The organism is Mesorhizobium sp. WSM3864 (assembly GCF_002294955.1).
Taxonomy (GTDB): Bacteria; Pseudomonadota; Alphaproteobacteria; order Rhizobiales; family Rhizobiaceae; genus Mesorhizobium.
The window spans coordinates 165,423-191,722 of the sequence record NZ_NSGD01000001.1 but is presented as its reverse complement, the minus strand read 5'-3'; the positions used below and the strand labels follow the sequence as shown (position 1 = coordinate 191,722).

Genomic DNA, 26,300 nt, shown 5'->3' with positions numbered 1-26,300 from the left:
ACCGCTCAGTCCGCGACCTGATTGCCGTAAAGCGAGACGGCGAGGTCGTGGATCGCCTCAGCCGTGCGCGGCCCGAAGCCCAGCAGGTAGCCGCCATCCATGCTGATCAGCTTACGGGCAGCTCCCGCGGGCGTCGAGGCGATCGAGGGTTTGGCGAACAGCTCATCTTCCGAGATCGGCGGACCGGCGTTCTTCATCATCAGGAGCACATCGGGCCTTGCGGTGACGATCGCCTCATCGGACAGTTGCTTGTAGCCGGAGAAACCCTCGACCGCGTTGACGGCGCCGGCAAGCTTGATGATACCGTCTCCGGCCGTATCGCTGCCCGCGGCCAGGATCTTGCCGCCCTGGATCGACAGCATGAACAGGACGCGCTTGCGCTCCTTGATCGCGGCCGTCTGCTTTTCGGCCGACTTCAGCTTCGCGTCCGTCTCCGCAGCGAGCTTCTCCGCCTTGGCCTCGACCCCCAGCGCCCTCCCGACGGTGCGGATCTTTTCGAGGATGCCTTCATGGCTGTAGCGCTCCGGCACCTCGATAAAGGGCACGCTCGATTTCTTCAGCACGTCGACGGTTTCCTTCGGGCCGCTGCCATGCAGGGCTAGAATCCCCGATGGATTGACCGACAGAACGCCCTCCGGCGACAGCGCGCGCATATAGCCAACATCAGGCAATTTCTGCGCGGCTTGCGGGAAAGAGCTGGTCGAATCACGGGCTACGAGATGACCTTCCTCGCCGAGCGCATAGACGATCTCGGTGATCGAGCCGCCGATGGAGGCAATCCGCGAGGTGTCGGAGAAGACGGCCCTACCTTCATCGGCTCCGGCAGGCAGAGCGGCGGCGGCAAGCAGAACGCCGATCAGCGGCGCAAGCGTAGAGCGGAAACGGTGAACGACACGCATCGAGTCTCGCCTCATGCAGCGGTCGGGCTGGGGATACGGGGCAGGTTCTCGGCCAGGAAGCGCCAGTCTTCGCGCTCGCCCTCGCCTTCATGGCGCTTGCCGAAGAACTGTATGATCATGCCCCCCTTGGCGTCATAAGCCTCGAGCGACGTGACATAGCCATCCTTGGTCGGCTTGCGCACCGCCCAGACTTCATGGATGTGATCGGTCCTCAGATGCAGGTGGAAGGTCTCGTCGAGCACGTTGATCCACGGCCCCATCGGCTTGACCGACTTGATCGGGCCGGAATGGATCTGGATGCAGCCGCGGTTGCCGACTAAGCACATGATCGGCATCTCGCCTTCCGCCGCGTGGTGAAACATGGCGCTGACGGCATCATTGTCGAGCAGCCATGCATAGTCCTGGCCGACCATGCGCACCGCCTCACGGCGGCTGAGCTTCAGCGTCTTCAGCATGCCGAAGAACTGATGCACGTCGGTCATCCGGCTCCAGCGGTCGCGGAGGTCGTCGATGCTGGCTACCGAGGCTTGCACCTCCACTTCGTCCTCCGGCGGGCTTGAGGCGATTGCGATCGTCGGCTCCTGGTTCGACGATTCAAGGCTCGCCACCAGCTTCTGGTAAGCATAGAGGTTCGAGGCCGCCCGCAGATGCACCTTGTGAACGGCCTCGCCGGCCGCATCGAAGAACTGCAGGCTGCGGCGGATCTCGCCCCCGTCGCGTTTCTCGACGGCAAAGCCATGTGCCCACACTTTCGGGAAGATGCGCAGGTCGATGTTCTCGCCGAGCACCATGGCATTGTGATTGCCAGTGACGACCTTGTCGTAGACGCCGATCTTTTCGTGCACGGCGCTTTCGTTGCGGGTCAGTGCCATCACTTCGCCGACCGCTTCGAGGCCGCTCAGCAGGTCGTTGACGCGCGGCTCCACGCGCACGGCGCCATGGCCGCAATGTGCCGCGACCAGCTCTGCTTCCGAAATGCCGAGTTGGGCCGCCGAATCGCGCTCGCGCATCTTCGGATTGTCTTCCCGCGCCCGCCGGATCTCGTCCAGCGACGGCTTCACGCGTCGGTCCATATCGTTCACCTGCCCACTTTTTTGTCTGCTCTGTTCGCCTGCCGATCGTGCTTACTTGTTGAGGATCAGCTTGCCCTGGCGGGTGATCTTCAGACGGTAGAGCGCGCCGTGATGTTCGATGCCGATCTCATGCTCGCCCTGGAACAGCGCGTTGCTGGAGAGCGTGCGCACTGACATCGCCACGCGGTCAAAACGCGCGGGCACGTCGTCGGAGCGGCGGCCGCGGTAGCGAAAGTCGCTTGGGTTATGGCTGTTCATCTCATTCGGTCCCTTTTTCCTGTGCCGGCCACCGGGCCGGTCGCCTCGTCAAATGCCGATTAAATTCTTGACTCGATTTCTCATGTTTACTAGTCGTGCATTACCGGACTAAATGAGTCAACATTTAAGACGCCGGACGCGATCAAAAATGCGAGCGAGCCCCGCGCCAGCCAGCATCGAGCCTGAGAATCTGGAGTTGGGGCATGGGGTTGGTGAATTGGGGACGGCCGACAGATCGGCCGATGGCGAAGGAAATGGCGGCCTTGCTGGCTGGCGCGGCGGCAATCGCGCTCTGTATGCCGGCGGCCAAAGCGCAACAGGCCACCCAGCCGGCGGCTGACCAGCAGAGCGACCAGACAAAGAAGACTGACCAGAAAAGTGCAGGCGACTCGACGCTGCTCGACAAGATCCTCGTCATTAGCCGCACCGGCGAGACGGCGATCCAGTCGCTGGCCTCGGCCAGCCATGTCGACAAGGAACAGCTTGAGCGCCGCATGGCGACGAGGCCGAACGAGATGCTGCTTGGCGTGCCGGGAGTTGCAGTGCAGGCCGACGCGCGACGCGTCAGCTCCAGCATCAACATCCGCGGCCTGCAGGATTTCGGCCGCGTGGCGGTGATCGTCGACGGCGCCAGGCAGGATTTCCAGCGCTCCGACCACGGCACGCAGTCGACCTTCTATGTCGATCCCGAGCTCATCAAATCGGTCGACGTGATCCGCGGCCCGGTCGCCAACACCTATGGCTCCGGCGCCATCGGCGGAGTGGTGTTCTTCGAAACCAAGGACGCCGGAGATTTCCTCAAGCCGGAAGAGACCTGGGCCGGATCGCTGACCGGTCGCTATGAAACGAATGGCAAGGGCTGGACCACCAGCGCTAGCGGCGCCTATCGCTTCGACGAGAACTGGGACGTTTTGGGCAACATCGTCTACCGCGACTACGGCGACTACAAGAACGGTGGCGGCGACACCGTTGCCGGCACCGGCTTCGACGTGCTGAGCGGCCTGCTCAAGACCACCATTCGCCCGACCGAGAACAGCGAGTTGAAGCTCGGCTGGATCGGCTCGAAGGACGGGTGGACGGAGACCAGTGGCGGCGTTCCGGCCAACGATGTCGACCTGAAATCGAATACCTTCACCGCCCGCTACAACATCACCGACGATGCCAAAAGCTGGCTCGATCTCCACATCAACGCCTCTTACAACAAGACGCTTCTCGATCTGACGACGCTCTTCCCGCAGAACCGTTTCGATCCGACGACCGGCCTGCCCGTGGTGCTGCCCGCCGGGTCGCTCTCGACTTTCGATGTCGGGACGACCGGCATCGACATATGGAACACGTCGCGATTCGAGACCGCCGGCATTGCGCATGAGTTGACTTACGGCGGTGACTGGGTCGGCGACGACGTCGAAACCGGGGGCACAGACGGCGGCGACAGCTTCTACACGCCGTCAGGTAAGCGCAACGTCTCCGGCGCCTATGTCCAGGACAAGCTGACCTGGGAATGGCTGGAGGTCATCACCGGCCTGCGCTACGACAGGTACAGCCTGAAGGAATCCGAGCACGAGACATCAGGCGACCGGCTGTCGCCGCGCATCACCGTCGGCGTATCGCCCTTCGAAAGCGCTGACCTCGCCGGCCTGCAGTTTTACGGCACCTATGCGGAAGGCTACCGCTCACCCTCGCTGACGGAGACGCTGATCAGCGGTAACCATCCGGCCGGCGTCACCTTCCCCTTCCTGCCCAATCCAAATCTCAAGCCTGAGACCGGCAAGACCGTCGAGTTCGGCGTCAACTACAAGCAGAACGACATTTTCGAAGGCGGCGACGCTCTGCGGCTCAAGGCCGCCTATTTCAACAACAATGTCGAAGACTATATCGACGGCGTCACGCTGTCGGCCTTCGACCCGACCAGCGGCTGCCCGTTCGGCCCCGGCATCCCGATCTGCTTCCAGTACCAGAACTTCGCCAAGGCCAAGATCAACGGTTTCGAACTGGAAAGCGTCTATGACGCCGGCTGGGGCTATGCGGGCTTCTCGGCCTCGATCGTCAACGGCCACACCATCTCGTATGAGGGCGAGCGGGCCGACCTTGCCACCATCCCCTCCTCGCAGGTGACGGCGCAGCTCGGCCTTCGCTTCCTCGAGGACAGGCTCACCGTCGGCGGTGAGGTGCAATATAACGGCAAGCCCAAGGGCAATCCGGTGGCCAAGGACTATACGCTGGTCAATGCCTTTGCCAGTTACCAGGCGACCGACAACCTCAGGCTCGACGTCCGCGCCGACAATCTGTTCGAGGTCAAATACACCAATCCGCTCAACGCAAGCACGACTGCCGTCCTCTACGAACCGGGCGTCACGCTGAAGCTTGCGGCAACCATGCGTTTCGGAGGCTGAGAACCATGAACTTGACGACATCGCTCCGTCTCTTGACATCGGCGCTGGCGATGTCGCTCGGCCCGGTGCCGGCATGCGCCCAGTCCGCGCCGGCGCCGGCCCTTAATCTCGAACTCAACGCCGTGCAGCCTTCGGACAAGGGCTGCCGGCTGACCTTCGTCGTCAACAACGCGCTCGGCGCCGACCTGTCGAAGGCCGCTTTCGAGATCGCGCTGTTCAATGAGTCAGGCGTTGTCGACCGCCTCACCGTGCTCGATTTCAAGGACCTGCCGCTCGGCAAGACTAAAGTCACGCGCTTCTATCTCGCGGGCGCCGAATGCGGCAAGCTCGGCCGCGTGCTGATCAACAGCGCGACGGAATGCGCTGGAACCGGCGTCGAGCCGACGGCCTGCATGCGCGACCTGAAGACCTCGACTAAAACCGCCATCGCCTTCGGCGTATAGAGGTGGGGATTGCATCCGGCCCGCCAGGAGATGCCATGGCGTGGGCCATAGGCGGCAACCGATCTTGATTTGACAATTTCTTATCGCGTACAGCAGGTCTCGGCGCGAGACATGCAGGACATCAATCACTCCTCCGATGCAGGCAGCGAACCGGCGATCACGCCGGCCGAGCCGCTCATGCAGCCGCGGCACTCGGCCGGGCATCGCAAATGGCCGGTGGCGATCATCGCTTCCGGCCTGCTCCATGGCGCTGCGGCGGCCGCGTTCCTGTTCGCGCCTGCCGGGATATTCGACTCCATGGACGCGATTCGGGCCGAGGGCACAGATCAGTCCGGCGCCAACGTCACCGGCAGCGCCCTGGACGACCAGTCGTCCGGCGCCGTGGATGTCACCTTGGTGCCCGAACTGCAGCCGGTGAAACGCCAGGCCGCGCAGCCCGCACCGCCGGTCGAAGCGCAGGAACCAGCAAGCGAACCCTCGACGCCTCAGCTTCCGCCGCAAGCCGTCAAGGAAGCCGCTTCCGCGCCGGATATCGTGGCGGCCACCAGCCCACGCGAGGATGACCAGACTGTCCCCGACGACAGCAAACCTACGCCCGCGACCGAACTGCAAAGCGCTGAAGCGCCCCTTGCCGAGCCTCAACAGCCACCGGTCCCCAGTGCGACATCGAGCGCCCCAGCCCCATCGGCAGCGGCAGACCAGACCAATGCAACCGGCGGCACGGCGGATGGCGATACACGCGACGCGCCTGTTGCCGCCAGCAAGGGCAAGAAACAGGCCGCTGCCGGCAATGCCCTGGAATCCCACTACAGCGGTGAAATCCAGAAGAAACTTGCGCGCGCCAACCGTCGCGTTTCGAAATCGATCCAGGCCAAGGCTCGCAACAACGCCAGGGTGGTTTTCGTCGTCGCGGCCGACGGCAGCGTCAGCGACCTGCAACTCGCTGAAAGTTCAGGGTCCTCCGAGCTCGATCAGTTCGCTTTGACGCTGGTGCGCAAGCAAGCCCCGTTCCCTCCCATTCCACCCGAGACCGGAAAATCAAGTTGGGTGTTCAAGGCGCGGATCGGCCCTTTTTAAAGCCTCCGCGATTTCATCGCCTGGACGAAGTCGGAGAACTTTCGCGCCGCCCATCGCAACGCCGGCACCGCCAAGGTGCATTATCTTGGCCACCCCGAGTTCGAAGGGTTTTTGGTCGTCGAGGGCGCCTGACCGCCGCTAACGCGGCGGCCTTCCGCACCTGATTAGGCCGCAGCAAGCAGGCTGGCATTGCCGCCGGCCGCCGTCGTGTCAACGCAGACCGCGCGCTCATGCGCATAAGCCGCCGGATTAAGCACTTCGCCGACCAGCGGCACGATCGGCCCGGCGCGCTCGGCAACCACCTTGCGCACGATGCGCGCCGCTTCCGGCGTGCCGGAGAAGGCAACGACGTCGACGCGCAGCGAGCGTGCCTCGACCGGGTCCGGCCGGCCGTCGATCGCCGCCAGCGGCAGGCCCTTGCCGGTCAGCGCCGACAGCGCCGCCGGCGCGCCTGGCGCCACTGCCAGAACGGCATTGCCGGCGGCTAAAGCCTGGATTGTCTGCGCAAGCAGCGTCTCGGCATCCGGCCCGAGGCAGAGCACCCGTCCGCGCGGCGCCAGCGACAGCGTGTTGGCCTCGCCGGTCGGGCCCGGCAGGTCGACCTGCCCGAAATCGAGGCTCGCTGCGGCGGCGATGGCCGCAGCCCCCTTGCCGCGCAGATGTTTTCTCAGAATCGCCACGCGATCTGGTCGCGTCGACCAGCCGCCAAGCGTCGGGTCCGGCAGATTGTCGGCGAGTTCCGTCGCCGTCACCTTGTGGCCGTCGCCGACTTCCGTGCCGGCTTGGGGGCCCTTGCGGAAGCGGCGCAGATAATGCGGCCCGCCGGCCTTCGGCCCGGTGCCGGACAGACCCTCGCCGCCGAAGGGCTGCGAGCCGACGACGGCGCCGATCTGGTTTCGGTTGACATAGATGTTGCCGGCATGGATGCCGTCGACGAAATGCTGGACGCGGCCCTCGATGCGGGTGTGCAGGCCGAAGGTCAGGCCGTAGCCCTTGCGGTTGATGCCGGCAATCACCGCGTCGATGTCGTCGGCGTCGAAGGTGGCGACATGCAGCACCGGGCCGAACACTTCGCGCTCCATCTCCTCGATGCCTTTGACCCGAAAGACATGCGGCGCGACGAAGCGGCCGGCAGCCGGCGCTTCGAGCTTGGCGATGAGGCGCCCCTCCAGCCCCTTTTTCTTGCAGTAGTCGCTGATCGAGGCCTGCGCCTCATCGTCGATGACCGGGCCGACATCGGTCGAGATCAGCCACGGATCGCCGACATTGAGGGCCTCCATCGCGCCCTTCAGCATGGCCAGCATCTTCTTCTCGACATCCTTCTGCACGTAGAGCACGCGCAGCGCCGAGCAGCGCTGCCCGGCGCTCTGGAAGGCGGAGGCGAGGATGTCGCGAACCGCCTGCTCGGGAAGCGCCGTGGAATCGACGATCATGGCGTTCAGCCCACCCGTCTCGGCAATCAGCATGGCATCGGGCGCCGCCGTTTCGGCCAGCTGTTTTTCGATCAGCTTGGCGACCTCGGTCGAGCCGGTAAAGCAGACACCTGCGATGCGCGGGTCGGCGGTGAGCGGCGCTCCGACCGACGCACCGTCACCCGGCAGGAGCTGGATGATATCCTCCGGCACGCCGGCCTCGCGCAGCATCTCGACGGCGCGGAAGGCGATCAGCGGCGTCTGCTCGGCGGGCTTGGCGATCACCGAATTGCCGGTGACGAGCGCTGCCGCGATCTGGCCGGTGAAGATGGCCAGCGGGAAATTCCACGGCGAGATGCAGACGATCGCGCCACGGGCTTCAGTGCCCGCTTCGGCATTCGCCGCCTCGGCCGCATAGTAACGCAGGAAATCGACCGCCTCGCGCACTTCGGCGACGCCGTCGGCCAACGACTTGCCGGCCTCTCGAGTGGCCAAAGCGAAGAACTCGGCGGCATTGGCCTCGTAGAGGTCGGCGGCGCGGTTGAGGATCGCGGCGCGCTCGGCAACCGGGCCTTTTGCCCAGGCCGGTTGCGCCTCCACAGCGATACGCACGGCCGTCGCGACCTGCTTGGCCGCCGCCTCATGCACGGTGCCGACGACCTCATCGGGCTTGGCCGGGTTGACGATCTGGCGCGGCTTGCCGTAGCCGGCGGCGCGCGTGATCGGCTTGGCATGCCAGCGATCCGCTCCCGCGAATTCCGCCCGTGCCCTGTCGATGGCTGCAAGAGTCACCGCGTCACTGATGTCGAACCCTTTTGAATTGCACCGGTGGGCGCCGAAGATCGCGGCGGGCCGCGCGATCGCCGGATTGGCGGCGGGCCCTTGTTTCTCTAAAGCCTCCAGCGGGTCGCGGGCGATTTCTTCCGGCTCGACCTCCTCGTCGGTCAACTGGTGGACGAAGGAGGAGTTGGCGCCGTTTTCCAAGAGCCGCCGCACCAGATAGGCGAGCAGGTCGGAATGCGCACCGACCGGCGCGTAGATGCGGCAGCGCGTCCTTTCGGCCTTGCGCACCGTCTCGTGCAGCGATTCGCCCATGCCGTGCAGACGCTGGAATTCGAAGGAGTCGCGATCCTTCGCCATCGACAGGACGGCAGCCACCGTGTGCGCGTTGTGGCTGGCGAATTGCGGATAGATGCGGTCGGTCATCGACAGCAGTTTTCGCGCGCAGGCCACATACGAGACGTCGGTGTTGGTCTTGCGGGTGAAGACCGGATAGCCGGCAAGCCCAAGCGTCTGTGCCCGCTTGATCTCGGTGTCCCAATAGGCGCCCTTCACCAGCCGCACCATGATCTTGCGGTCGTATTTTTTGGCAAGCGCATAGAGCCAGTCGATGACGAAGGCCGCGCGCGGGCCATAGGCCTGGACGACGACGCCGAAACCATCCCAGCCGGCAAGCTCCGTTTCGGCGAGCACGCGTTCGATGACGTCGAGCGACAAATCGAGCCGGTCGGCCTCTTCGGCATCGATGTTGAGGCCCATGCGCGAATGCCGCGCGGCAAGCGCCAGCGACAACAGCCGCTCGGCCATTACCGGCAGCATCTTCTCCTTCTGCGCCACCTCATAGCGCGGATGCAGTGCCGAAAGCTTGACCGAAATGCCGTGGTTGTAGCGAATGTCCGGGCCATTGGACCCCGCGTCGAGCGAGGAAATCGCATCCGCATAGGCGCGGTGATAGCGCAGCGCATCAGCCTCGGTGCGGGCCGCCTCACCCAGCATGTCGAAGGAATAGAGATAGCCCTTCTGCGTCATCGGACGGCCGCGCTTGACCGCCTCGGCGATGGTGCGGCCGAGCACGAACTGCTCGCCCATTTCGCGCATCGCCGCCGCCACGGCCTTGCGGATGACCGGCTCGCCGAGCCTGCGCACCATGGCGCGCAGCGTGCCTTCGATACCGCCCTCGCCTTCATCGAGCACGCGGCCCGTCAGCATCAGCGCCCAGGTCGAGGCGTTGACGAAAATGGAACTCGAGCTGCCCGAATGCGCCGACCAGTCATGGGGCGCGATCTTGTCGGCGATGAGATCGTCCATCGTCTCGGCATCGGGAACGCGCAGCAGCGCCTCGGCGAGACACATCAGCGCCACGCCTTCCTTGGTCGACAGGCCATAGGCCGAAAGAAAAACCTCCATCAGCCGAGGGTCGCTCGAGCCGCGCACCGCGCGCACCAGATCGGCCGCACGCGCCGAGATCGCCTTGCGCTCTTCCGCCGAAAGCCCGGCAGCCGCGGACAGTCGCCTCACCGCCTCGTCTTCGTCGGGCAAATAGTTGGCGCGGATCTGCTGGCGGATGGCATCGAGCGGCATGTCGGATCCATGAGAGCAAGCGTTAGCGAGCGGGTCTGGCGGTCGCCGGACCGATTGGCGCAAGCTAGCACAGCTGGGAGCCCAGGTCGGTCCAAAGAAATCGACGTGACAGTCCATTCGAGCTATCGTATAGGCTTAGCTCCCGCCATTTTGACCGTAAGACCGATGAACGAAGACCAATTGGACCGCATTGACCGCAACATCCTGGCCGCGCTCGGGCGCGACGGCCGGCTTTCAATGTCCGAGCTGGCTTTGAAGGTCGGGCTGTCGAAGACCCCGGTGCAGGCCCGTGTGAAGCGTCTTGAGAAGGAGGGCTACATCAGAGGCTATCGCGCGATCATCGACCGGGAGCGCATGGGCGAAGGCCATGTCGCCTTCGTCCAGGTGAAGCTGTCGGATACGCGCTCGGCGGCGCTCGACGCGTTCAACCGCGCGGTGCAGGGCGTGCCGGAGATCGAGCAGTGCCATATGATGGCGTCCAGCTTCGACTATCTCCTGAAGGTCCGCACCACCGATATCGCCGCCTACCGCCGCGTGCTCGGCGAGCGCATTTCGGCCCTTCCCCACGTGGCGCAGACTTCGACCTTCGTAGCGATGGAGACCGTGAAGGATCGCTAGCGGAATTCCAGGAAAGATGCGCAGCGGTTTTCCGTCCGGAATTGCACAAAATTAAGACTCTACTCCGACAGAGTCTTCAGAAACGCCACCAGAGCCGCGCGCTCGCGATCGGAGAGCTCGAGCGGGTGGATCTCCGAAACGCCTTCGACGCTGGACGCCGCTTTCGAATAATGCGCCACCACCTCGTCGAGGGTCGAGAACTGCCCGGCATGCATGTAGGGCGCACGCGTAGCTGCCCCCCTGAGCGACGGCGTCTTGTAGGCGCGCACGAGTTGCTGCCCGTCCTTCACCATGAAGCGCAATTCGCGGCAGGCGCTTTCATCGCCGTCGCGGAACTTGCCGAAGCAGCTGAACGGGTCCGCCTGCACTTGAGCGACGGCATCGACCCGGCCGCGGTCGGGCGGCAGATCCTTGACCGGCGGCACGCCGGTGTTGTGGAACGAACTGTCGGTGAAGCGCGGCCCATTATGGCAGGTCACGCAATTGGCCTTGCCGATGAACAGCTTCAGCCCGAGGATCTCTTCCGGCGAGAAGGCAGCATCGCCTTGCGGCTTGGTGCCGGTCGCGAGGTCGATGGCGAAGCGGTCGAAACGCGACTGCCCAGGTTCGATCGAGCGCTCGAAGGCCGCGATTGCCTTGCCGATATTGGCAAAGACGCGGTTGACGTCTTCGGCCTGGCTGGCTGGCATGGCGTTCCATGCCGCCTTTTCGGCCTCGGTGCCGAGAGGGCTGGCATTGGCCGGCACGGTGGAAAGATCGGGCAGCGGCCCGAAAATGCGCTCATAGCGCTCGCCGAACCGGTCCTTGATGTAATGCGCGAAGGCCGCGCGGTTGCCGGCCTGCTCCAGCGGGTTTTCGAGCGGTGTCAGCGCTTGCGCCCACAAACTGTCGCGACGTCCGTCCCAGAAGAACCAAGGATCGCGCGCCACGCCGGCCAGCGGCATGGTTCGGCGATTGGTGTGGCCGACGCCGACCGCCCGCGGCAGGTCGTCCTGGAACTGACGGTCGATCTTGTGGCAGGTCGAGCAGGACACCGTGCCGTCGCGGCTCATGCCGACATCGAAGAACAGCGTCGATCCGAGCGCTGCAGCGGCCGGCACATCGGCATACTGGTTCGTCGTGTCCGCTTTGAGCGCCGGCAGCGTGTTCAACGCCAGCGAGGCGATGGTCTTCTTCTCGGCGTCGCTGAACTCGGGCTCGCCGCAACCGCCAAGCCAAGCGAGCGCAGCCAGAGCGGACAGGCTTGCGAGGCGGAGAAGACGCTTCATCGGCCGCTCACAACACGATGTTGAAGACGACGGAATCGGAACCCGCCGCCGCCGAGATCGCGAAGCGCAATTGCCACCAGCCGGTCATGGTGAATTTCACGCCGTCGATGCGGTAGCGTCCCGCCCCCATATAGTCGGTCGCCTGCGGGCTGGTCGGCAGGCCGTGATTGTGCTGCGGCATGCCGCCGGAAACGGTGATCGCGGCCCCCTCCACCGGAGCGCCGGCGGCGGTCTTCAGCGTCAGCAACCAGGATTGCAGCTCGCCCTGCCGAATGACGCCGCGCTCCGGCTCGAAGCTCGCAACGAACAGGCCGCTCGCCGTCTTTTTCGAACGCGACTTATCGGGGCCTGGTGCCGAATGCGGCGTCGTCAGATAGACGACTGTCAGGATGCCGACCAGCAGGGCAGCAAGACCGAGACCCGCAAGAATGTAACGCCATATCGATGCCAAACCGGCTCCTCTTCGGCTGATAACGTCACAGGCTGCGCGCAGCATCCCTCCCGCCTGTGGGAAATCGCTTCTGGCGCAAAAATCGGCCTGCGCCAAGCATGGCGCTGCCGGCTGCAAAAAGCTACAGCACCAAAGCTTTAGGAGGACAAGTCATATGGAAGCCAATGGTGTCGCGTCGATCGGCGAATGCATGCTCGAACTGTCGGGCCAGGCAGGACCGAACTGGCGTATGGGCTTTGCCGGCGACACTTTCAATACGCTATGGGCGCTGCATGCGCTCAATCCCGGCCGGCCCGCGACCTATGTCTCGGCGTTCGGTGACGACCCTTTTTCCCGCGATCAGATCGCGTTCTTAGCCCAGAACGGCATCGGTATCGGCAGCAGCCCGGTCATTGCCGGCGCAAGGCCGGGCCTTTACGCCATCACGCTCACCGGAGCCGAGCGCGCCTTCACTTACTGGCGAAGCGATGCTGCCGCGCGCCAGCTTGCCTCCGATGCAGCGGCACTGGCGAAAAGTCTTGAAAACCAGGCGCTTGTCTATTTTTCCGGAATCACTTTGGCAATTCTGGATGATGCCGCGCGCAAAACCCTGCTTTCGGCCGTCGCGACAGCACGCGCGGCGGGTTCGCTGGTCGCCTTTGACCCGAATTACCGTTCCAGGCTGTGGCCGAGCCGTGAAACCGCTGAGGCTGCGATCTTGGAAGCGCTCGCCGTCGCGGATATCGCATTGCCCACTTTTCCGGATGAGCAGATGCTGTTTGGCGATGAGGCGCCGGAAACAACTGCCAGGCGTCTCGGAGGAGTGGTCGGCGAGGTTGTCGTCAAGAACGGCGAGCAGCCGGCATTGATTGCCGTGGACGGCGCCTCGGAAACAATCGAGGCAGTGCATGTCGCCTCGCCTGTCGATACCACCGGCGCCGGCGATTCCTTCAACGGCGGCTATCTCGCCGCCCGGCTTGCCGGTCACGACCCAGTCGACGCGGTTCGGCGCGCGCATCGGGTGGCTGCGGCCGTCGTACAGGTGCGCGGCGCGCTCGCGCCGTTCGAGATTCTAAGAACAGCCTTTGGGATCTAGCTAGGGAGCCGGAACCTGTATTCCGTCACCTGATGGTAGATCTGGCCCGGCCAAAGCGTGGCCTGTGGGAAATAGGGCCGGTTCGGCGCGTCGGGCCAGGTCTGAGCTTCGAGGCAGAAGCCTGAAAAGGCTTTGTAGCCGCGCCCGTCCAGCCCAGGGGAGGACGGCGCGACATACTGGCCGATATAGAGCTGCAGGCCGGGCTCGGTGGTCCAGACTTCCATTTCGACGCCGGAACTGGCGCCCTGCACCCAGGCTGCCTGGTGCAGCGGTCCACGGCTGGAGGCGAGGCAGTAATTCAGATCGTAGGGAAGCTGCTCGCCTTCCGATTCCATGCGCAGCGGCCGCGCCTGGCGGAAGTCATAGGGCGTGCCGTCGACGGGCTTCACCGCGCCGGTCGGGATCATCTCTGCGTCGACGGGCGTATAAGCGCCGGCATTGAGCATCAGCCGGTGGTCGAGAATGTCGCCCGCGCCCCCGTCGTCGAGATTGAAGTAGGAGTGCTGCGCAAGATTACAGAGCGTCGGCTCCTCGCATGTGGCGGTCAGTTCCATGCTGAGCGTGCCGGGGATCTTCAGCCGGTAGGTGCAGGTGACGTCCAGCGCGCCTGGAAAGCCCATCGTGCCATCGGGATCGTGCAGTGTCAGCGTCACGAAATCGCGCCCGTGCAGCGAGACCGACCATGGCCGGTGGAAATAGCCCTCCGAGCCGCCATGCAGCGTGTGTTTCCCTAGAAAATTGCGCTCGGTCTGGTAGCGCTTGCCGGCGATGGTGAAGCGGCCGTCGCGAATGCGATTGGCGAAGCGGCCGACGACGGCGCCGAAATAGGCGCGGTCGGTCTCATAGGGCTCGAACTGGTCGTAGCCCATCACCAGCGGCGCATCATGGCCGGCGAGCCGCAGATCCTGGATGATCGCGCCAAGCCCGATGATGTTGGCCGTGAGACCACCGCCACGGATGGTGAAGCGGCGAACGGCCTCGCCCGCCTGCGTCGTGCCGAAGACCTCGCCGTCCTTCATCGCTGTGCCCGAAAACGTCAGTTCATTGATCTGTGGACTACGCCGGCCGTCTCCGGCAAGGGCAGGCCTGATGCCTGCCCCACCAGTCGAGCGGTGTCAGAGGCCGAGGCCGCCGATGCAGACATATTTGGTGTCGAGATAGTCCTCGATGCCCTGATGTCCGCCTTCCTTGCCGAGGCCCGATTCCTTGACGCCGCCGAACGGCGCCTCGGGCGTGGTGATCAGGCCTTCATTGACGCCGACCATGCCGTATTTCAGCCCTTCCATGACGCGGAAGGCGCGGCCGAGATCGCCGGTGTAGAAATAGCAGGCGAGGCCGAACTCGGTGTCGTTAGCCAATGCGATCGCTTCTTCCTCGGTCTCGAACTTGAACACCGGGGCGACCGGCCCGAAGATCTCTTCCTTCATGAAGCGCATCTTGGGCGTGGCGTCGGCGATGACCGTCGGCTGGAAGAACGAGCCGCCGAGCGCATGGCGATTGCCGCCGGCAACGACCTTGCCGCCCTTCGAGGTGGCATCGGCGATCAGTTCCTCGACCTTCTCGACCGCTTTCTCGTCGATCAGCGGCCCCTGCTGCACGCCTTCTTCCAGGCCGGAGCCGACCTTCAGACTGTTGCTGGCAGCGGCCAGCTTCTCGACGAACTTGTCATAGATACCCGCCTGGACGAGGAAGCGGTTGGTGCAGACGCAGGTCTGGCCGGAATTGCGGTACTTCGCGGTGATGGCGCCGGTGACGGCGCGATCGATGTCGGCATCGTCGAAGACCAGGAACGGAGCATTGCCGCCGAGTTCCATTGACACTTTCTTGACCGTCGTCGACGACTTCTGAATCAGGATCTTGCCGACCTCGGTCGAACCGGTGAAGGTGATCTTCTTGACCAGCGGGTTGGCGCAGATCTCGTCGCCGATCTCGCCGGCCGAACCGGTCAGGATGTTGATGACGCCCTTGGGGAAGCCGACCTCTTCGGCGAGCGCGCCCCAGGCGAGGCCCGAATAAGGCGTCTGCGAGGCCGGTTTGACCACGGCCGTGCAGCCCGCGGCCAGCGCCGGTCCGAGCTTGCGGGCGAGCATCGAGGACGGGAAGTTCCACGGCGTGATGGCGGCAATGACGCCGACCGGCTCCTTCGTCACCAGGATGCGGCGGTCGCCCCAGGGCGACGGCACGATGTCGCCATAGGTGCGGCGGCCTTCCTCGGCGAACCACAGGATATAGCTCGCGGCCGAGCCGATCTCGCCCTTGGATTCGAACAGCGACTTGCCCTGCTCGATGGTGAGCAACTCGGCCAGCACGTCCTGATTGTCCATCATTGCGTCGTGCAGCTTGCGCAGAAGCTTCGAGCGCTCGAGCGCGGTAGTCTTGCGCCAGCTCTTGAATGCTTCATCGGCGGCCTCGACGGCGCGGCGGGTTTCGGCCTTGCCGGCCTTCGGCACGGTGCCGATCTTCAGGCCGGTCGCCGGATTGTTGACGTCGATGGTCTGCCCGCTGTCGGCCTGCACCCATTCGCCGTTGATGAGATTGGCCTGGCGCATGAAATGACTGGTTTTCTGAAGCATGGTCTGGCCTCCGTTTCGGCGCGCTGATCGGCCGTTTTTCTGGATATTCGGGGGCGTGCAAGGCTGCACGCCGGCGCATTGCTCTTACCTAGGGAAAGCCCGGCAAGCAATCACAAGATGGCATATGGGGGTTGGGCCAGCAAAAACGAGCGCTAGCCGAACACGTGCAGGACCACCGTCAGCCAGAAGGATGTGGTGAGCACCGCGCTGGCCGTGGCGATCGTCATCTGGTTGGACGCCAGCGCCTGGCCGGTGTTGAATTGGACGGCGATGAGATAGGAATTGATGCCGGAAGGCAGTGCCGCCACGACGACGGCGACCTTTGCCGTCAGCGGCGGCAGGCCGAGCAGCCAGACCGCGAGCAGCACCAAGGCCGGCATCAGGAAGAGTTTCAGCGCCGACAGCGCGAGCGCCGGGCGGATGTTGCCGGATATGCCGAAGCGGCACAGGCTGAGCCCCATCGCAAACAGCGCCACCGCCCCGGCCGTATCGGCCAGCGCGTCGACCAGCCGCCCGATCAGCGGCGGCATCGGCGCGCCGGTGAAGCGCCAGGCGAGCCCCGCGAGAATGCCAATGATAAGCGGGTTGACGAGCAGCCGCCTGAGGAAATTCCGGATGACGCGCAACGGATGCACGGACTCCTCGCCGCGACGGCCGAACATCTCGAACAGCACGATTGACGCCATCATCATGACAGGCAGGTGGATCGAGACCAGCAGCGACAGCACCTCGAAGCCGCTGGTGCCGAATATGCCGAGGATGAAGGGCGCGCCAAGCAGCACGACATTGGAATAGGCCGAGGACACGCCGCCGACGATGCCGGCACGGGCATCGCGGCCGAAGAGGCGCGTCATGACCAGGTGCCCGGCGGACCAGGTGACGGCAACCGCCGCAAAATAGGCGCTCCACAGCGACCATGGCGCCACGCCATGGAAATCGGACTTCACCATCGTCTGGAACAAGAGCAGCGGCATAGCCACGTTGACGGCGAATTCGGATATGCCCTCACCACTTGCCGGCTTCAGATAGCCGGTAAGGCCGGCGAGATAGCCGAGCGCAACGAGACTGAAGACGAAGAGGACGGTTTCGGTGAGCGGCGTCATTGTTCGGGCGGAGACATCCTTCGCGTGATAGGCAAGCCTCGAGCGCCGTGCAATCGGCCGTTATCCGGCCGACCGTTGGTCCTCTGCTTGTTTTTCAGCCGGCTTTGCGGTCCCTATATGCCGAACATGGCCCCGGCCTCTCCGGCCGCCATAAGGACTTCACATGCTGCGACTTGCCCTGGCGCTTTTCCTGCTTGCCGTTCCCACCCTCGCCCATGCAACCGACGCCGGCTGGGCACTGCTGCGCGATGGCGGCCATATCGTGCTGCTTAGGCATGCCTTCGTCACCGGGACCACCGATCCGGCGAATTTCGACATCGGCAATTGCGCCACCCAGCTCAACCTGTCCGAGCGCGGCAAGCAGCAGTCAAGCCGCATCGGCGCGCTGTTCGCGGCGCGCGCGGCGCCCATCGAGCGTGTGCTCTCCAGCCGCTACTGCCGCTGCCTTGACACCGCCCGCATCGCTTTCGAGGCCGAACCGAAACCATTTGCGCCGCTCGACCTGCTCAAGACCGACTCGGCTGAGAAGGCCGCTCAGATGGAGGCGGTGATGAAGGAGATCCGGGGCTATTCCGGCTCTGACAATCTGGTGCTGGTCACGCATCTGGAAAACATCCAGGCGCTCACCGGCGTCGCGCCGCGCGAGGGCGAGGCCGTGGTCGTGGCGCCGGATGGCGATGGCCTCAAAGTGCTCGGCCGCGTCACCTTCTGACGGCATAGGTCTGCACAGCTCAGCGCTGTGGCCGAAATGACACAGCCGCAAGAAGCCGCAAGCCCCCGCGACAATGCCGCTTGCGACAAGCCGTCGCAGGGTCTATAGGCGCGCTCCCGGTCACGAAAACCGAAGCGAGCACAACGGTTGGAGCTTTCGTCTCCGCCCGCGCAGCCGGCTTTGCCGCGCTGTGTACGGCGCCGTTTCGGAGTGTTGGGATCGCCGATGTAGCTCAGAGGAAGAGCGCCGGATTTGGGTCCGGAGGTCAGGGGTTCGAGTCCCTTCATCAGCACCACGGATAGCTCAGTTTGGTTAGAGCGTCAGACTCATAATCTGATTGTCGAAGGTTCGATTCCTTCTCCAACGGCCTGTTAAGCTGACACCTTTGGGTGGTGTTATCCAAAACGGTCCGGGGACCGGAATGCAGAAGACCTGACGGACGGCTAAGCCTTCGGGCCGATGCCGTATCGAACGGTCCGATGCCATCGGCTCGCGGCCAGGCTCGCGGTGACGATCAAGGCGCGGCAATGCCGGCAAAGTAGCCTTCGGGCGCCGGCGCCCGCCTTGCCGCCCCGCGATCCGCTCCCGAAGGCCCGCCGCCTGGCGATGCCACCGGTCTCCGGATCATCCGTGCCGGGAAACGAAACGAGAAACGAAAGGACGATCGACGCATGACGTGACGCCTCGCATGGGGCCATGCCCGACAGGAGTAAGACAATGAAGACCATTCTCGAAAAGGTTCTGGGACGCCAGCGCGTCCTCGTGAAGGAAAATGAACGTGCCGTCGCCCTCTACAAGGGCGAGATCCAGGCTGTCCTGATGCCGGGCGAACATTGGCTCGACAACCGGCGCGGAAACCTGGAAATCTCCAGGCACGACCTGAAGAACCCGGAATTCGTTTCGGCCTACGAGAAGGCATTGTTCGACAAGCTCCCGGATGTGGCCGCGCGTCACTTCACCGTGGTTCGCACCGGGCGCACCGACATTGCCGTGATCGAGCGCGACGGCGCCCTTCATGCCGTTCTCGCTCCGGATCGCAAGCTCGTGCTGTGGACGGATGCCGGCCCGTGGACGGTGACCTCCGTCGACACGGCGGCCGATCTGGCCGTCGATCCGGCCTTGATGCGCCGGATCGGCCAGGCCCGAAAGACGGAACACATGTTCCTGCATCCGGTCGTGGACGGTCAGGTCGGTCTGCTGTTCGTGGACGGCGTCTACACCCGCACGCTTGCCGCGGGTGTGCACGCCTTCTGGAATGTCGGGCGCATGGTCCAGGTGAAGGTCGTCGACCTCAAGCGGCAGTCGCTTGATGTCGCCGGGCAGGAAGTGCTGACCAAGGATCGCGTGACGATCCGCGTCAACATCGCCGCCGAATACCGGGTCGTCGATCCGGTGACGGCGGTGAGCACGGTGAAGGACTTCTCGGAAGTCCTCTACCGCGCCCTGCAGTACGCCTTCCGCAAGACGCTCGGCGCGCTCACCCTCGACCAGATCCTCGACAAGAAGATCACGGTCGATGAGGAGGCAGCCGCCAAGGTGCGTTCCGACATGGCCGCGATCGGCCTCGAGGTCAGCGATATCGCGCTTAAGGATGTGATCCTGCCGGGCGAGATGCGCGAGATCCTCAACCAGGTGGTTTCGGCCGAGAAGCAGGCCGAAGCCAACGTCATCCGCCGCCGCGAGGAGACGAACGCCACGCGTTCGCTGCTCAACACGGCCAAGGTGATGGCCGAGAATCCGGTGATGCTGCGGCTGAAGGAGCTTGAGGCTCTCGAGGCCATCGCCGGCAAGGTCGAGCGCCTGACTGTCCACAACGGGACGGGCGGGCTGCTCAACGATCTGGTCAAGCTCCGCGAAGGCTGAGCTTACGCCACGTAAAATGGGAAGGGCCGCCGGTTGCCCGGCGGCCCTTCTTGCGTCCACAAAGCCGGCATCCCATCTGCGCCCGGCGTGTCAGGCCTTTTCCTGCCCGGAAAAACCGATTAGACAGCGCCAAAACAAGATGCGGACAGATTCCGCCCGCAACCGAAGGAAGAGCCCTTGTCCACCACGTTCGAGAAAGTCGCCAAGATCATTGCCGACACCAGCGAGATCGATATCGACACCATCACGCCCGAAAGCCATACCATCGACGATCTCGGCATCGACAGCCTCGATTTCCTCGACATCGTCTTTGCCATCGACAAGGAATTCGGCATCAAGGTGCCGCTCGAGAAGTGGACGCAAGAGGTCAATGACGGCAAGGCTTCGACCGACGACTACTTCGTCATGCAGAACCTGTGCGCCAAGATCGACGCGCTGGTCGCGGCCAAGGCCGCCTGACGAGCGCGACCTTGCCCCGCCTCCAGCCTGACCAGCAAAGCCGCTCATGAGCAGCCCGCGCGACGTCGTCATCACCGGCATCGGCCTTGTCTCTTCGCTGGGAGAAGGACCGGACGCGCATTGGCAGAAGCTGACCCGGCCGGGCGTTGAGCCGGTGCTCGATGCGACGCGCTTTGCGCCCTACACAATTCATCCCCTGCCCGAGATCGACTGGAACCTGCAGATCGCCAAGCGCGGCGACCAGCGCCAGATGGAAACCTGGCAGCGGCTCGGCACCTATGTCGCCGGCCTGGCGCTGGACGACGCCGGGATCAAGGGCAATGACGAGCTTTGCGCGACCATGGACATGGTTGTGGCGGCCGGCGGCGGCGAGCGCGACGAGGCCGTGGACAGCGCGATACTCGCAGCATCCGAGAGCCGCAACGACCGCGACGTGCTGCTCAACGAGAAGCTGACCACGGAGTTGCGGCCGACGCTTTTCCTCGCCCAGCTTTCCAATCTGCTCGCCGGCAACATCTCCATCGTGCACAAGGTCACCGGCTCGTCTCGCACCTTCATGGGCGAGGAAGGCGCCGGCGTCTCGGCGGTTGAGACGGCCGCCGCGCGCATCCGCTCGGGCCAGTCGACCCATGTGCTGGTCGGCGGCGCGTTCCAGACCGAGCACTCAGACATGCTGCTCGGCTATGAACTCGCCGGCTATCTGCATCGCGGCCCGTGGAGGCCGGTCTGGCAAAGACAGGGCGCGGAAGGCGGCGGCGTGGTGACGGGCTCGGGCGGCGCTTTCTTGGTGCTCGAACAGCGCGAGCATGCGGAGAGCCGCGGTCGCAGGATCTATGCTGAGCTCGGTCCTGTGGTTTCCGGCCGGGCCCGGCGCCGGCGCGGCGAGCTGAATGCCGACATCGCCGCTTTGCTGAAGCAGGCGGGGCTGCCCGCCGGCCAATTGCTGACGATTTCCGGTGCCTCCGGCGCCCATGCCGCCACGGCGGCCGAAAAGGCGGCACTCGATGCCGACCCGGCGCTTGCAGTGCGCGCCTTCTCGACGCTCACCGGCCACATGAAGGAAGCGCAGTTCCCCTTCGCCGTGGCGCTTGCCGCGCTCGCCGTCGACCGCAAGGCTCCCTACCCTGTCTTCGATGCCACAGTGGAGCAGCCATTCGAAGGCGCCCCCAGCTCCGTCCTTGCAACGGCTATCGGCTATCACCAATTCGAGGGCCTGGGGCTGATCAAGGCCGCTTAGAGCGAGACAGACAGAACATGGCCAATCTCCGCGATCACATGGGCAGGCCGATCGTTGCCGTGACCGGCATCGGCGTGGTGACTTCGCTTGGCGTCGGCAAGGCCGACAACTGGGCGGCGCTGACCTCAGGCAAATCCGGCATCCATCCGATCACCCGTTTTCCCGTCGATCATCTGAACACCCGCATCTCCGGCATGGTCGATTTCCTGCCGTCGAGCTCCAAGGGTGCCAGTCCCCTCACCTACGAGCTGGCCGAGACGGCCGCCCAGGAAGCGGTGTCGGAGGCCGGCCTCGATTCCGGCGATTTCGGCGGCCCGCTCTTTCTCGCCTCGCCGCCGGTCGAGCTCGATTGGGCCGACCGCTTCTCGCTCTACAATTCCGACAAGAAGGAAAGCGGTTCCGAGAGATTGCTGCGCGTGGCGCGCGGACTGAAGGAGCTCGGCATTTTCGAGACCACCCAGTTCGGCTCGATCGCCGATCGCCTGGCCGATCGTTTTGGCACGCGCGGCCTGCCGATCACGCTGTCGACAGCCTGCGCGTCAGGCGCCACCGCCATCCAGCTCGGTGTCGAGGCCATCCGCCGCGGCGAATGCGACAAGGCGCTGTCGATCGGCGCCGACGGCTCCGCGACGGCCGAAGCCCTGATCCGCTTCTCGCTGCTCTCGGCGCTTTCCACCCACAACGACATTCCCGAAAAGGCCTCGAAACCCTTCTCCAAGGACCGCGACGGTTTTGTCCTTGCCGAAGGATCCGGCGCGCTGGTGCTGGAATCGCTGGAGGCGGCACTTGCCCGGGGAGCCACCATCCTCGGCACAATGCGTGGCTGCGGCGAGCGCGCCGATGACTTCCACCGCACCCGCTCCAAGCCTGACGGTTCGCCGGCCATCGCCGCGGTACGCGCCGCCCTCGCCGATGCCGGCCTGAGCGAGGACGAGATCGACTACGTCAACGCGCACGGCACCTCGACGCCGGAAAACGACAAGATGGAGCATCTGTCGCTGTCGACCGTGTTCGGCGAGCGGATCGGCTCGATGCCGATCTCGTCGAACAAGTCGATGATCGGCCACACGCTGTCCGCCGCCGGCGCGGTCGAGGCCGCGTTCTCGCTGATGACCATGCGCGAAAGCGTCATCCCGCCGACGATCAATTATGACAATCCTGATCCGGCAATCGTGCTCGACGTGGTGCCAAACAGGAAGCGCAACGCCGAGGTCGGCACGGTTCTGTCGAATTCCTTCGGCTTCGGCGGCCAGAACACCTGCCTTGTCATGGCGCGGGAACCGGTCTAAGCGGACGTTTTCCCGCTCCCAAAGCACCGACAGGCCAAATGCGCGCATTGCAACTTATCGAGGACCGCCGCCTTGAAACGGTGGACCTTCCGCCTCCCCCGCCGCCTTCGCAAGGTGAAGTGACGCTCCGCATCAAGGCGGTGGCGCTCAACCATATCGACGTCTGGGGCTGGCGCGGCATGGCCTTCGCCAGGCGCAAGCTGCCGCTGGTCGTCGGCGCCGAAGCCTCGGGCGAGGTCGAGGCGGTCGGACCCGGCGTCTCCACCCTCCTGCCGGGGCAACTGGTGTCGATCTACGGCGCGCGAACCTGCGGGCTCTGCCGTGCCTGCCGCGAGGGCCGCGACAATCTTTGCGAGCACGTCTCCGGCGTCCACGGTTTTCATCTCGACGGCTTCGCGCAGGAAAAGATCAACCTGCCTGCCCGTCTCCTGGTGCCTGCGCCGCCCGGTGTCTCCGAGATCGGCGCTGCCGTCGCACCCGTCACCTTCGGCACGGTCGAGCATATGCTGTTCGACAACGCGAAACTGGAGCCCGGTGAGACCATCCTCGTCCATGCCGGCGGCTCCGGCATCGGCTCCGCAGCCATCCAATTGGCGAAGCGCATGGGCTGCACGGTCATCACTACGGTCGGCTCGAACGACAAGATCGACAAGGCGAAGGCGCTTGGTGCCGACCATGTCATCAACTATCGCGAGGATCGCTTCGAAGGCGTGGTGCGCAAGCTCACGAAGAAGAAGGGCGTCGATGTCGTGTTCGAGCATGTCGGCGCCGACACCTTTGCCGGCTCGATGCTGTGCCTGAAGCGCGGCGGCCGCCTCGTCACCTGCGGCTCGACCTCCGGCGTCTCGACGCAGGTCAATCTGATGCAGCTTTTCCAGCAACAGCTGAAGCTGCTCGGCTCCTTCGGCTGCCGCATGGAGAACATGGCCGATGCCATGCAGAAGATGGCGGCCGGTCTCGTCGCGCCCGTGATCGACACCGAAGTCGGCTTCGACGACATCGACGCCGCGCTGAAGCGCATGGAAGGCCGCGACGTCTTCGGCAAGATCATTCTTCGCGTTTCCTAAGACAAGATGGTCGGCAAGGTGCTCAAGAAAGCCCGCCGGGACTTCATGTTCCGCTATGGCCGGCGGCTACGCCAAATGGAGCACTGGCTGGTGGCGCGGCTTGCCATGGCGATCATCGGCCTGCTGCGCCTTTTGCCGCCTGACAGCGCGCTCAACTTCGCCGACCGCGTCGCCCGCCGCATCGGGCCGATGGTCGGACGGCACAGGGTAGCCGTCAACAATCTGCGCCTTGCCTATCCGCAAAAGAGCGATGCCGAAATCGAGGCCATCGCGTCCGACATGTGGGGCAACATGGCCCGGCTTGCCGCCGAATACATCTTCCTCGATGCCCTCTTCGATTTTGACCCGAATGCCGCCAAGCCGGGCCGGGTCGAGGTCAGCGGTATCGAGCATTTCGTCGAAATCGCAGGCGAAAAGAAGCCGCATATCCTGTTCACCGGCCATCTCGGCAATTTCGAGCTTTTGCCGGTCGCCGCCGCCACCTTCGGCATGAACATTACGGCACTGTTCCGCCCGCCCAACAATCCCTACCTTGCCGACTACATCCACTCGACTCGCCGCTCGAGCATGGGAGGCCTGCTGCCGTCCTCGACCGGCGCATCGTTCGCCCTTGCCGCCATCCTGGAAAACGGCGGCAATATCGGCGTGCTGGTCGATCAGAAATTCACGAACGGCGTCGAGACGACCTTCTTTGGTTGCCCCTGCCAGAGCAATCCCGTGCTGGGCATGCTCGCCCGCCACTATGACTGCGATGTCTATCCGGCGCGCTGCGTCAGGCTGCCGGGAAACCGTTTCCGATTGGAAATCGAAGACAAGCTCGACTTGCCGCGCACCGAAACCGGCAGCGTCGATGTTCACGCCGCCACGCAGCTGCTCGCCGACGTCGTCGAGCGCTGGGTGCGCGAGGATCCCGGACAGTGGATGTGGTTCCACAAGCGCTGGGAGATGAGCGGCCGCCGACGTAAGCGGCGTGAGCAGGCCAAGGTCAGCTAAAGCGGCCCAGAACGTTCAGATCGCTTTCGTCTGGATCAAACACGGAACCGCTTTGAAATAGCTTTCCCCTAGCCCTGTTGCGACCCATGCGCAACGCAAAGCCGCGAGGACTAAGTCCACGCGGCTCCAGGTTCAGCTGTCTCAAAGCGGAGCGGGGATGGTGAAGTTCGGCCGGAACGTATCCATCGTGGCACCGTTGCGATCCTCGGAAAGCAGTGTGTCCGAGCCGAAGCTTGCCCGCAGGCCAACCACGTATTTGTGGATGTTCACGCTGCCTGAAGCCTCCGAGAAGGTCAGGTGATCCAGCTGATAGCGGCCAAATACCGACCAAGGGGTCCCCGAGAACCGATAAGTAGCCTGCAATGCCGCCGTGACCGTATCGAAATGTCCGCCAAAACCGGACAGCCGCGAGAAGCCGAGTTCACCGTCGAAGCGGAGATTGTCTTGCGCGAAATACCGCACGACACCCCGGCCGCCCCAATTGTCGAAATGTTCGGACTCGCCGCTGGCCCGCAACTGCCCGTAGTAGGCCTGCCCGTAGATCGTCACGTTGCCGAAATAGGCCTGAGCCTCTGGACCGACAGTGAAGGTATAAAGGTCTAAGTCACCGATGCCGTTATTGCCGCCAAATCCGTTTATCGTCGCAAATCCACCCAGCGCATATGAGCTCGGATCGCGCCAGTAACCGTGGATCGCACCCCCGTAGCTGTAGATGTTCGTGCCTTCGACCCAAAGCGAATCGATCACCCCGTCGGTCTGGATGTTCCAGCGGGCGTCGATCGGGAAATTCACCCGAACGGCGCCGCCGGCAGTCGTGCCATCCGAGTCGTCCCCGGGGGTCGCGAAATAGAGACCTCCGAGATAGATTTCGCCATAACCTGATATATGCGGCTGCGCGAGTTCCTGGTCCAGAAGAACGGGTGCATCGGCAGCAAAAGCCGAGGTTGCGGTTGCCGCGATCGCAGCGCTCAATAGAAATCGATACATTAAAGTCCCCAAGCAGCCAGAACAACGCTTCGCACTTACCACTGCGCCGTCATGCAAACCAGCTTCGGCGATGCTCACGCTAGTATAAGCTGTTTGTTTTCGAAGCATGTGCGGCATTGCTGCAACGCTCCGAAAGGAGCAGGCGCAGCCATCAGATGCTGCCTGCGGCGTAGTCAGCCCTCTCCGGCCCGTTTCAATCGGTGACGACGATTCGCGTGTTGCCGTAGCCGGCTTCCTTCACCATCGAATAGAAAGTCGCGGCATTGGCCGTATGCAGGCGCACGCAGCCATGCGAGGCCGGACGCCCGAGATACTTCACGGCGCCGGTGCCGTGAATAGCGTAGCCGCCGCGGAAGAACACCGAATACGGCATCGGCGAATTGTCGTACTTGCGCGAGTACCACATCCGCGCGGTCCATTGCGGCCGGTAGCTGCCGCGCGGTGTGAAGTAGCCCCTACGGGCCGTCGATACATTCCAGCGATACAGCACCTGGCCGTATCTGCTGACGGTCATCGTCTGCGTCGAGACGTCGATATTGGCGACCAGCGAAGCCGCCCGGCTTGCGATCGACGTGCCGAGCAACGTGGTTGCCAGCACGGCCGCCATGAGGCTGGATTTTTTCATGCGATGAACCCCCTTCGATTGCCCCCTGCCATCACGTGGTTCTTTTCCATCATTTTTGCCGGCA

The 26,300-nt window shown here is 64.1% G+C and carries 23 protein-coding genes, 2 tRNA genes and 1 pseudogene; 15 read left to right on the top strand and 11 right to left on the bottom strand.

Annotation, left to right across the window (positions count from 1 at the left end):
* Positions 1 to 5: 5 nt before the first annotated feature.
* From CK215_RS00915 to hemP, 3 genes are read right to left on the bottom strand one after another with little or no spacing between them, the layout of a single operon-like run.
* Entirely contained in the window at positions 6 to 899 is an 894-nt protein-coding gene (locus CK215_RS00915; protein ID WP_095829841.1) for a hemin ABC transporter substrate-binding protein, read from the bottom strand.
* A gap of 11 nt (positions 900 to 910) precedes the next feature.
* Positions 911 to 1,972, bottom strand: a complete 1,062-nt coding sequence (locus CK215_RS00910) for a hemin-degrading factor (protein ID WP_095830145.1) — start codon at positions 1,970 to 1,972, stop codon at positions 911 to 913.
* 51 nt (positions 1,973 to 2,023) lie between these two features.
* On the bottom strand, positions 2,024 to 2,230 hold the full coding sequence (gene hemP, locus CK215_RS00905; RefSeq protein ID WP_066999851.1) for a hemin uptake protein HemP: 207 nt from the start codon (positions 2,228 to 2,230) through the stop codon (positions 2,024 to 2,026).
* Positions 2,231 to 2,433: 203 nt separating this feature from the next.
* Between hemP and CK215_RS00900 the strand changes: the two genes are divergently transcribed.
* The 4 genes and pseudogenes from CK215_RS00900 to CK215_RS00885 form a co-directional block, all read left to right on the top strand.
* Positions 2,434 to 4,623 (top strand): TonB-dependent hemoglobin/transferrin/lactoferrin family receptor, encoded by a 2,190-nt coding sequence (locus tag CK215_RS00900; protein WP_095829840.1) that lies wholly within the window; start codon positions 2,434 to 2,436, stop codon positions 4,621 to 4,623.
* Between the two features lie 5 nt (positions 4,624 to 4,628).
* Complete coding sequence (locus CK215_RS00895) at positions 4,629 to 5,066, top strand: hypothetical protein (protein ID WP_095828875.1); 438 nt, start codon at positions 4,629 to 4,631, stop codon at positions 5,064 to 5,066.
* A 216-nt stretch (positions 5,067 to 5,282) separates the two neighbouring features.
* The gene (locus tag CK215_RS00890) at positions 5,283 to 6,143 is read left to right on the top strand and encodes a TonB family protein (RefSeq protein WP_245418575.1); all 861 of its coding nucleotides are present in this window, start codon (positions 5,283 to 5,285) and stop codon (positions 6,141 to 6,143) included.
* 9 nt (positions 6,144 to 6,152) lie between these two features.
* Positions 6,153 to 6,275: pseudogene (locus tag CK215_RS00885) on the top strand (antibiotic biosynthesis monooxygenase); the annotation flags it as partial.
* 32 nt (positions 6,276 to 6,307) lie between these two features.
* Here CK215_RS00885 and putA read toward each other — a convergent pair.
* A complete protein-coding gene (putA, locus tag CK215_RS00880) occupies positions 6,308 to 9,916 on the bottom strand; it encodes a bifunctional proline dehydrogenase/L-glutamate gamma-semialdehyde dehydrogenase PutA (protein ID WP_095829838.1) in 3,609 nt (1,202 codons plus the stop codon).
* Between the two features lie 165 nt (positions 9,917 to 10,081).
* Between putA and CK215_RS00875 the strand changes: the two genes are divergently transcribed.
* A complete protein-coding gene (locus tag CK215_RS00875; RefSeq protein ID WP_067329432.1) occupies positions 10,082 to 10,534 on the top strand; it encodes an Lrp/AsnC ligand binding domain-containing protein in 453 nt (150 codons plus the stop codon).
* A gap of 59 nt (positions 10,535 to 10,593) precedes the next feature.
* Here the strand turns inward: CK215_RS00875 and CK215_RS00870 are convergent, their stop codons facing one another.
* Both CK215_RS00870 and CK215_RS00865 read right to left on the bottom strand, forming a co-directional pair.
* On the bottom strand, positions 10,594 to 11,802 hold the full coding sequence (locus tag CK215_RS00870; protein ID WP_095829837.1) for a cytochrome c peroxidase: 1,209 nt from the start codon (positions 11,800 to 11,802) through the stop codon (positions 10,594 to 10,596).
* 7 nt (positions 11,803 to 11,809) lie between these two features.
* Positions 11,810 to 12,253 carry a FixH family protein gene (locus CK215_RS00865; RefSeq protein ID WP_095830144.1) on the bottom strand — a complete coding sequence of 148 codons (444 nt, stop codon included), beginning with the start codon at positions 12,251 to 12,253 and terminating at the stop codon, positions 11,810 to 11,812.
* Positions 12,254 to 12,407: 154 nt separating this feature from the next.
* Here CK215_RS00865 and CK215_RS00860 point away from each other — a divergent pair, with 154 nt between their 5' ends.
* Positions 12,408 to 13,328 carry a sugar kinase gene (locus CK215_RS00860; RefSeq protein ID WP_095829836.1) on the top strand — a complete coding sequence of 307 codons (921 nt, stop codon included), beginning with the start codon at positions 12,408 to 12,410 and terminating at the stop codon, positions 13,326 to 13,328.
* Here the strand turns inward: CK215_RS00860 and CK215_RS00855 are convergent.
* The 3 genes from CK215_RS00855 to CK215_RS00845 all read right to left on the bottom strand — a co-directional run bounded on the left by CK215_RS00855 (position 13,325) and on the right by CK215_RS00845 (position 17,004).
* Entirely contained in the window at positions 13,325 to 14,347 is a 1,023-nt protein-coding gene (locus CK215_RS00855; RefSeq protein WP_095778465.1) for an aldose epimerase family protein, read from the bottom strand. The two genes, CK215_RS00860 and CK215_RS00855, sit on opposite strands and share 4 nt — an antisense overlap.
* Positions 14,348 to 14,443: 96 nt before the next feature.
* Positions 14,444 to 15,901, bottom strand: coding sequence for an NAD-dependent succinate-semialdehyde dehydrogenase (locus CK215_RS00850; protein WP_095829835.1), 1,458 nt, complete (start codon positions 15,899 to 15,901; stop codon positions 14,444 to 14,446).
* 152 nt (positions 15,902 to 16,053) lie between these two features.
* Positions 16,054 to 17,004 (bottom strand): AEC family transporter, encoded by a 951-nt coding sequence (locus CK215_RS00845; RefSeq protein WP_095829834.1) that lies wholly within the window; start codon positions 17,002 to 17,004, stop codon positions 16,054 to 16,056.
* A 163-nt stretch (positions 17,005 to 17,167) separates the two neighbouring features.
* Here CK215_RS00845 and CK215_RS00840 point away from each other — a divergent pair, with 163 nt between their 5' ends.
* From CK215_RS00840 to CK215_RS00795, 9 genes are all read left to right on the top strand, one after another.
* Positions 17,168 to 17,716 (top strand): histidine phosphatase family protein, encoded by a 549-nt coding sequence (locus CK215_RS00840; protein ID WP_095829833.1) that lies wholly within the window; start codon positions 17,168 to 17,170, stop codon positions 17,714 to 17,716.
* A 221-nt stretch (positions 17,717 to 17,937) separates the two neighbouring features.
* Positions 17,938 to 18,011: transfer RNA gene (locus tag CK215_RS00835), tRNA-OTHER, on the top strand.
* Positions 18,012 to 18,080, top strand: a tRNA-Met gene (locus tag CK215_RS00830).
* 353 nt (positions 18,081 to 18,433) lie between these two features.
* Positions 18,434 to 19,579 (top strand): slipin family protein, encoded by a 1,146-nt coding sequence (locus CK215_RS00820; protein WP_095829831.1) that lies wholly within the window; start codon positions 18,434 to 18,436, stop codon positions 19,577 to 19,579.
* A 177-nt stretch (positions 19,580 to 19,756) separates the two neighbouring features.
* Positions 19,757 to 20,038 (top strand): acyl carrier protein, encoded by a 282-nt coding sequence (locus tag CK215_RS00815; protein ID WP_066999801.1) that lies wholly within the window; start codon positions 19,757 to 19,759, stop codon positions 20,036 to 20,038.
* Between the two features lie 46 nt (positions 20,039 to 20,084).
* Complete coding sequence (locus tag CK215_RS00810; protein ID WP_066999798.1) at positions 20,085 to 21,275, top strand: beta-ketoacyl-ACP synthase; 1,191 nt, start codon at positions 20,085 to 20,087, stop codon at positions 21,273 to 21,275.
* Between the two features lie 17 nt (positions 21,276 to 21,292).
* Positions 21,293 to 22,564, top strand: coding sequence for a beta-ketoacyl-ACP synthase (locus tag CK215_RS00805; RefSeq protein WP_095829830.1), 1,272 nt, complete (start codon positions 21,293 to 21,295; stop codon positions 22,562 to 22,564).
* A gap of 38 nt (positions 22,565 to 22,602) precedes the next feature.
* On the top strand, positions 22,603 to 23,631 hold the full coding sequence (locus tag CK215_RS00800) for a zinc-binding dehydrogenase (RefSeq protein ID WP_095829829.1): 1,029 nt from the start codon (positions 22,603 to 22,605) through the stop codon (positions 23,629 to 23,631).
* Positions 23,632 to 23,637: 6 nt separating this feature from the next.
* Positions 23,638 to 24,624, top strand: coding sequence for a lipid A biosynthesis lauroyl acyltransferase (locus CK215_RS00795; RefSeq protein WP_095829828.1), 987 nt, complete (start codon positions 23,638 to 23,640; stop codon positions 24,622 to 24,624).
* 141 nt (positions 24,625 to 24,765) lie between these two features.
* On the opposite strand, the gene CK215_RS00790 is transcribed toward CK215_RS00795, so the two are convergent.
* Both CK215_RS00790 and CK215_RS00785 read right to left on the bottom strand, forming a co-directional pair.
* A complete protein-coding gene (locus tag CK215_RS00790) occupies positions 24,766 to 25,728 on the bottom strand; it encodes a hypothetical protein (protein ID WP_141245435.1) in 963 nt (320 codons plus the stop codon).
* A 76-nt stretch (positions 25,729 to 25,804) separates the two neighbouring features.
* A complete protein-coding gene (locus tag CK215_RS00785; RefSeq protein ID WP_066999783.1) occupies positions 25,805 to 26,236 on the bottom strand; it encodes a L,D-transpeptidase in 432 nt (143 codons plus the stop codon).
* Positions 26,237 to 26,300: the final 64 nt, after the last annotated feature.

What these genes read in the sequence shown, in the direction of transcription:
- CK215_RS00915 (WP_095829841.1), bottom strand. Translation starts at nt 899, where the DNA reads ATGCGTGTCGTTCACCGTTTCCGCTCTACGCTTGCGCCGCTGATCGGC.
- CK215_RS00855 (WP_095778465.1), bottom strand. Translation starts at nt 14,347, where the DNA reads ATGAAGGACGGCGAGGTCTTCGGCACGACGCAGGCGGGCGAGGCCGTT.
- CK215_RS00785 (WP_066999783.1), bottom strand. Translation starts at nt 26,236, where the DNA reads ATGAAAAAATCCAGCCTCATGGCGGCCGTGCTGGCAACCACGTTGCTC.
- CK215_RS00840 (WP_095829833.1), top strand. Translation starts at nt 17,168, where the DNA reads ATGCTGCGACTTGCCCTGGCGCTTTTCCTGCTTGCCGTTCCCACCCTC.
- CK215_RS00795 (WP_095829828.1), top strand. Translation starts at nt 23,638, where the DNA reads ATGGTCGGCAAGGTGCTCAAGAAAGCCCGCCGGGACTTCATGTTCCGC.
- CK215_RS00850 (WP_095829835.1), bottom strand. Translation starts at nt 15,901, where the DNA reads ATGCTTCAGAAAACCAGTCATTTCATGCGCCAGGCCAATCTCATCAAC.
- CK215_RS00800 (WP_095829829.1), top strand. Translation starts at nt 22,603, where the DNA reads ATGCGCGCATTGCAACTTATCGAGGACCGCCGCCTTGAAACGGTGGAC.
- CK215_RS00805 (WP_095829830.1), top strand. Translation starts at nt 21,293, where the DNA reads ATGGCCAATCTCCGCGATCACATGGGCAGGCCGATCGTTGCCGTGACC.
- putA (WP_095829838.1), bottom strand. Translation starts at nt 9,916, where the DNA reads ATGCCGCTCGATGCCATCCGCCAGCAGATCCGCGCCAACTATTTGCCC.
- CK215_RS00845 (WP_095829834.1), bottom strand. Translation starts at nt 17,004, where the DNA reads ATGACGCCGCTCACCGAAACCGTCCTCTTCGTCTTCAGTCTCGTTGCG.
- CK215_RS00875 (WP_067329432.1), top strand. Translation starts at nt 10,082, where the DNA reads ATGAACGAAGACCAATTGGACCGCATTGACCGCAACATCCTGGCCGCG.
- CK215_RS00910 (WP_095830145.1), bottom strand. Translation starts at nt 1,972, where the DNA reads ATGGACCGACGCGTGAAGCCGTCGCTGGACGAGATCCGGCGGGCGCGG.
- CK215_RS00820 (WP_095829831.1), top strand. Translation starts at nt 18,434, where the DNA reads ATGAAGACCATTCTCGAAAAGGTTCTGGGACGCCAGCGCGTCCTCGTG.
- CK215_RS00810 (WP_066999798.1), top strand. Translation starts at nt 20,085, where the DNA reads ATGAGCAGCCCGCGCGACGTCGTCATCACCGGCATCGGCCTTGTCTCT.
- hemP (WP_066999851.1), bottom strand. Translation starts at nt 2,230, where the DNA reads ATGAACAGCCATAACCCAAGCGACTTTCGCTACCGCGGCCGCCGCTCC.
- CK215_RS00900 (WP_095829840.1), top strand. Translation starts at nt 2,434, where the DNA reads ATGGGGTTGGTGAATTGGGGACGGCCGACAGATCGGCCGATGGCGAAG.
- CK215_RS00870 (WP_095829837.1), bottom strand. Translation starts at nt 11,802, where the DNA reads ATGAAGCGTCTTCTCCGCCTCGCAAGCCTGTCCGCTCTGGCTGCGCTC.
- CK215_RS00895 (WP_095828875.1), top strand. Translation starts at nt 4,629, where the DNA reads ATGAACTTGACGACATCGCTCCGTCTCTTGACATCGGCGCTGGCGATG.
- CK215_RS00790 (WP_141245435.1), bottom strand. Translation starts at nt 25,728, where the DNA reads ATGCCGCACATGCTTCGAAAACAAACAGCTTATACTAGCGTGAGCATC.
- CK215_RS00860 (WP_095829836.1), top strand. Translation starts at nt 12,408, where the DNA reads ATGGAAGCCAATGGTGTCGCGTCGATCGGCGAATGCATGCTCGAACTG.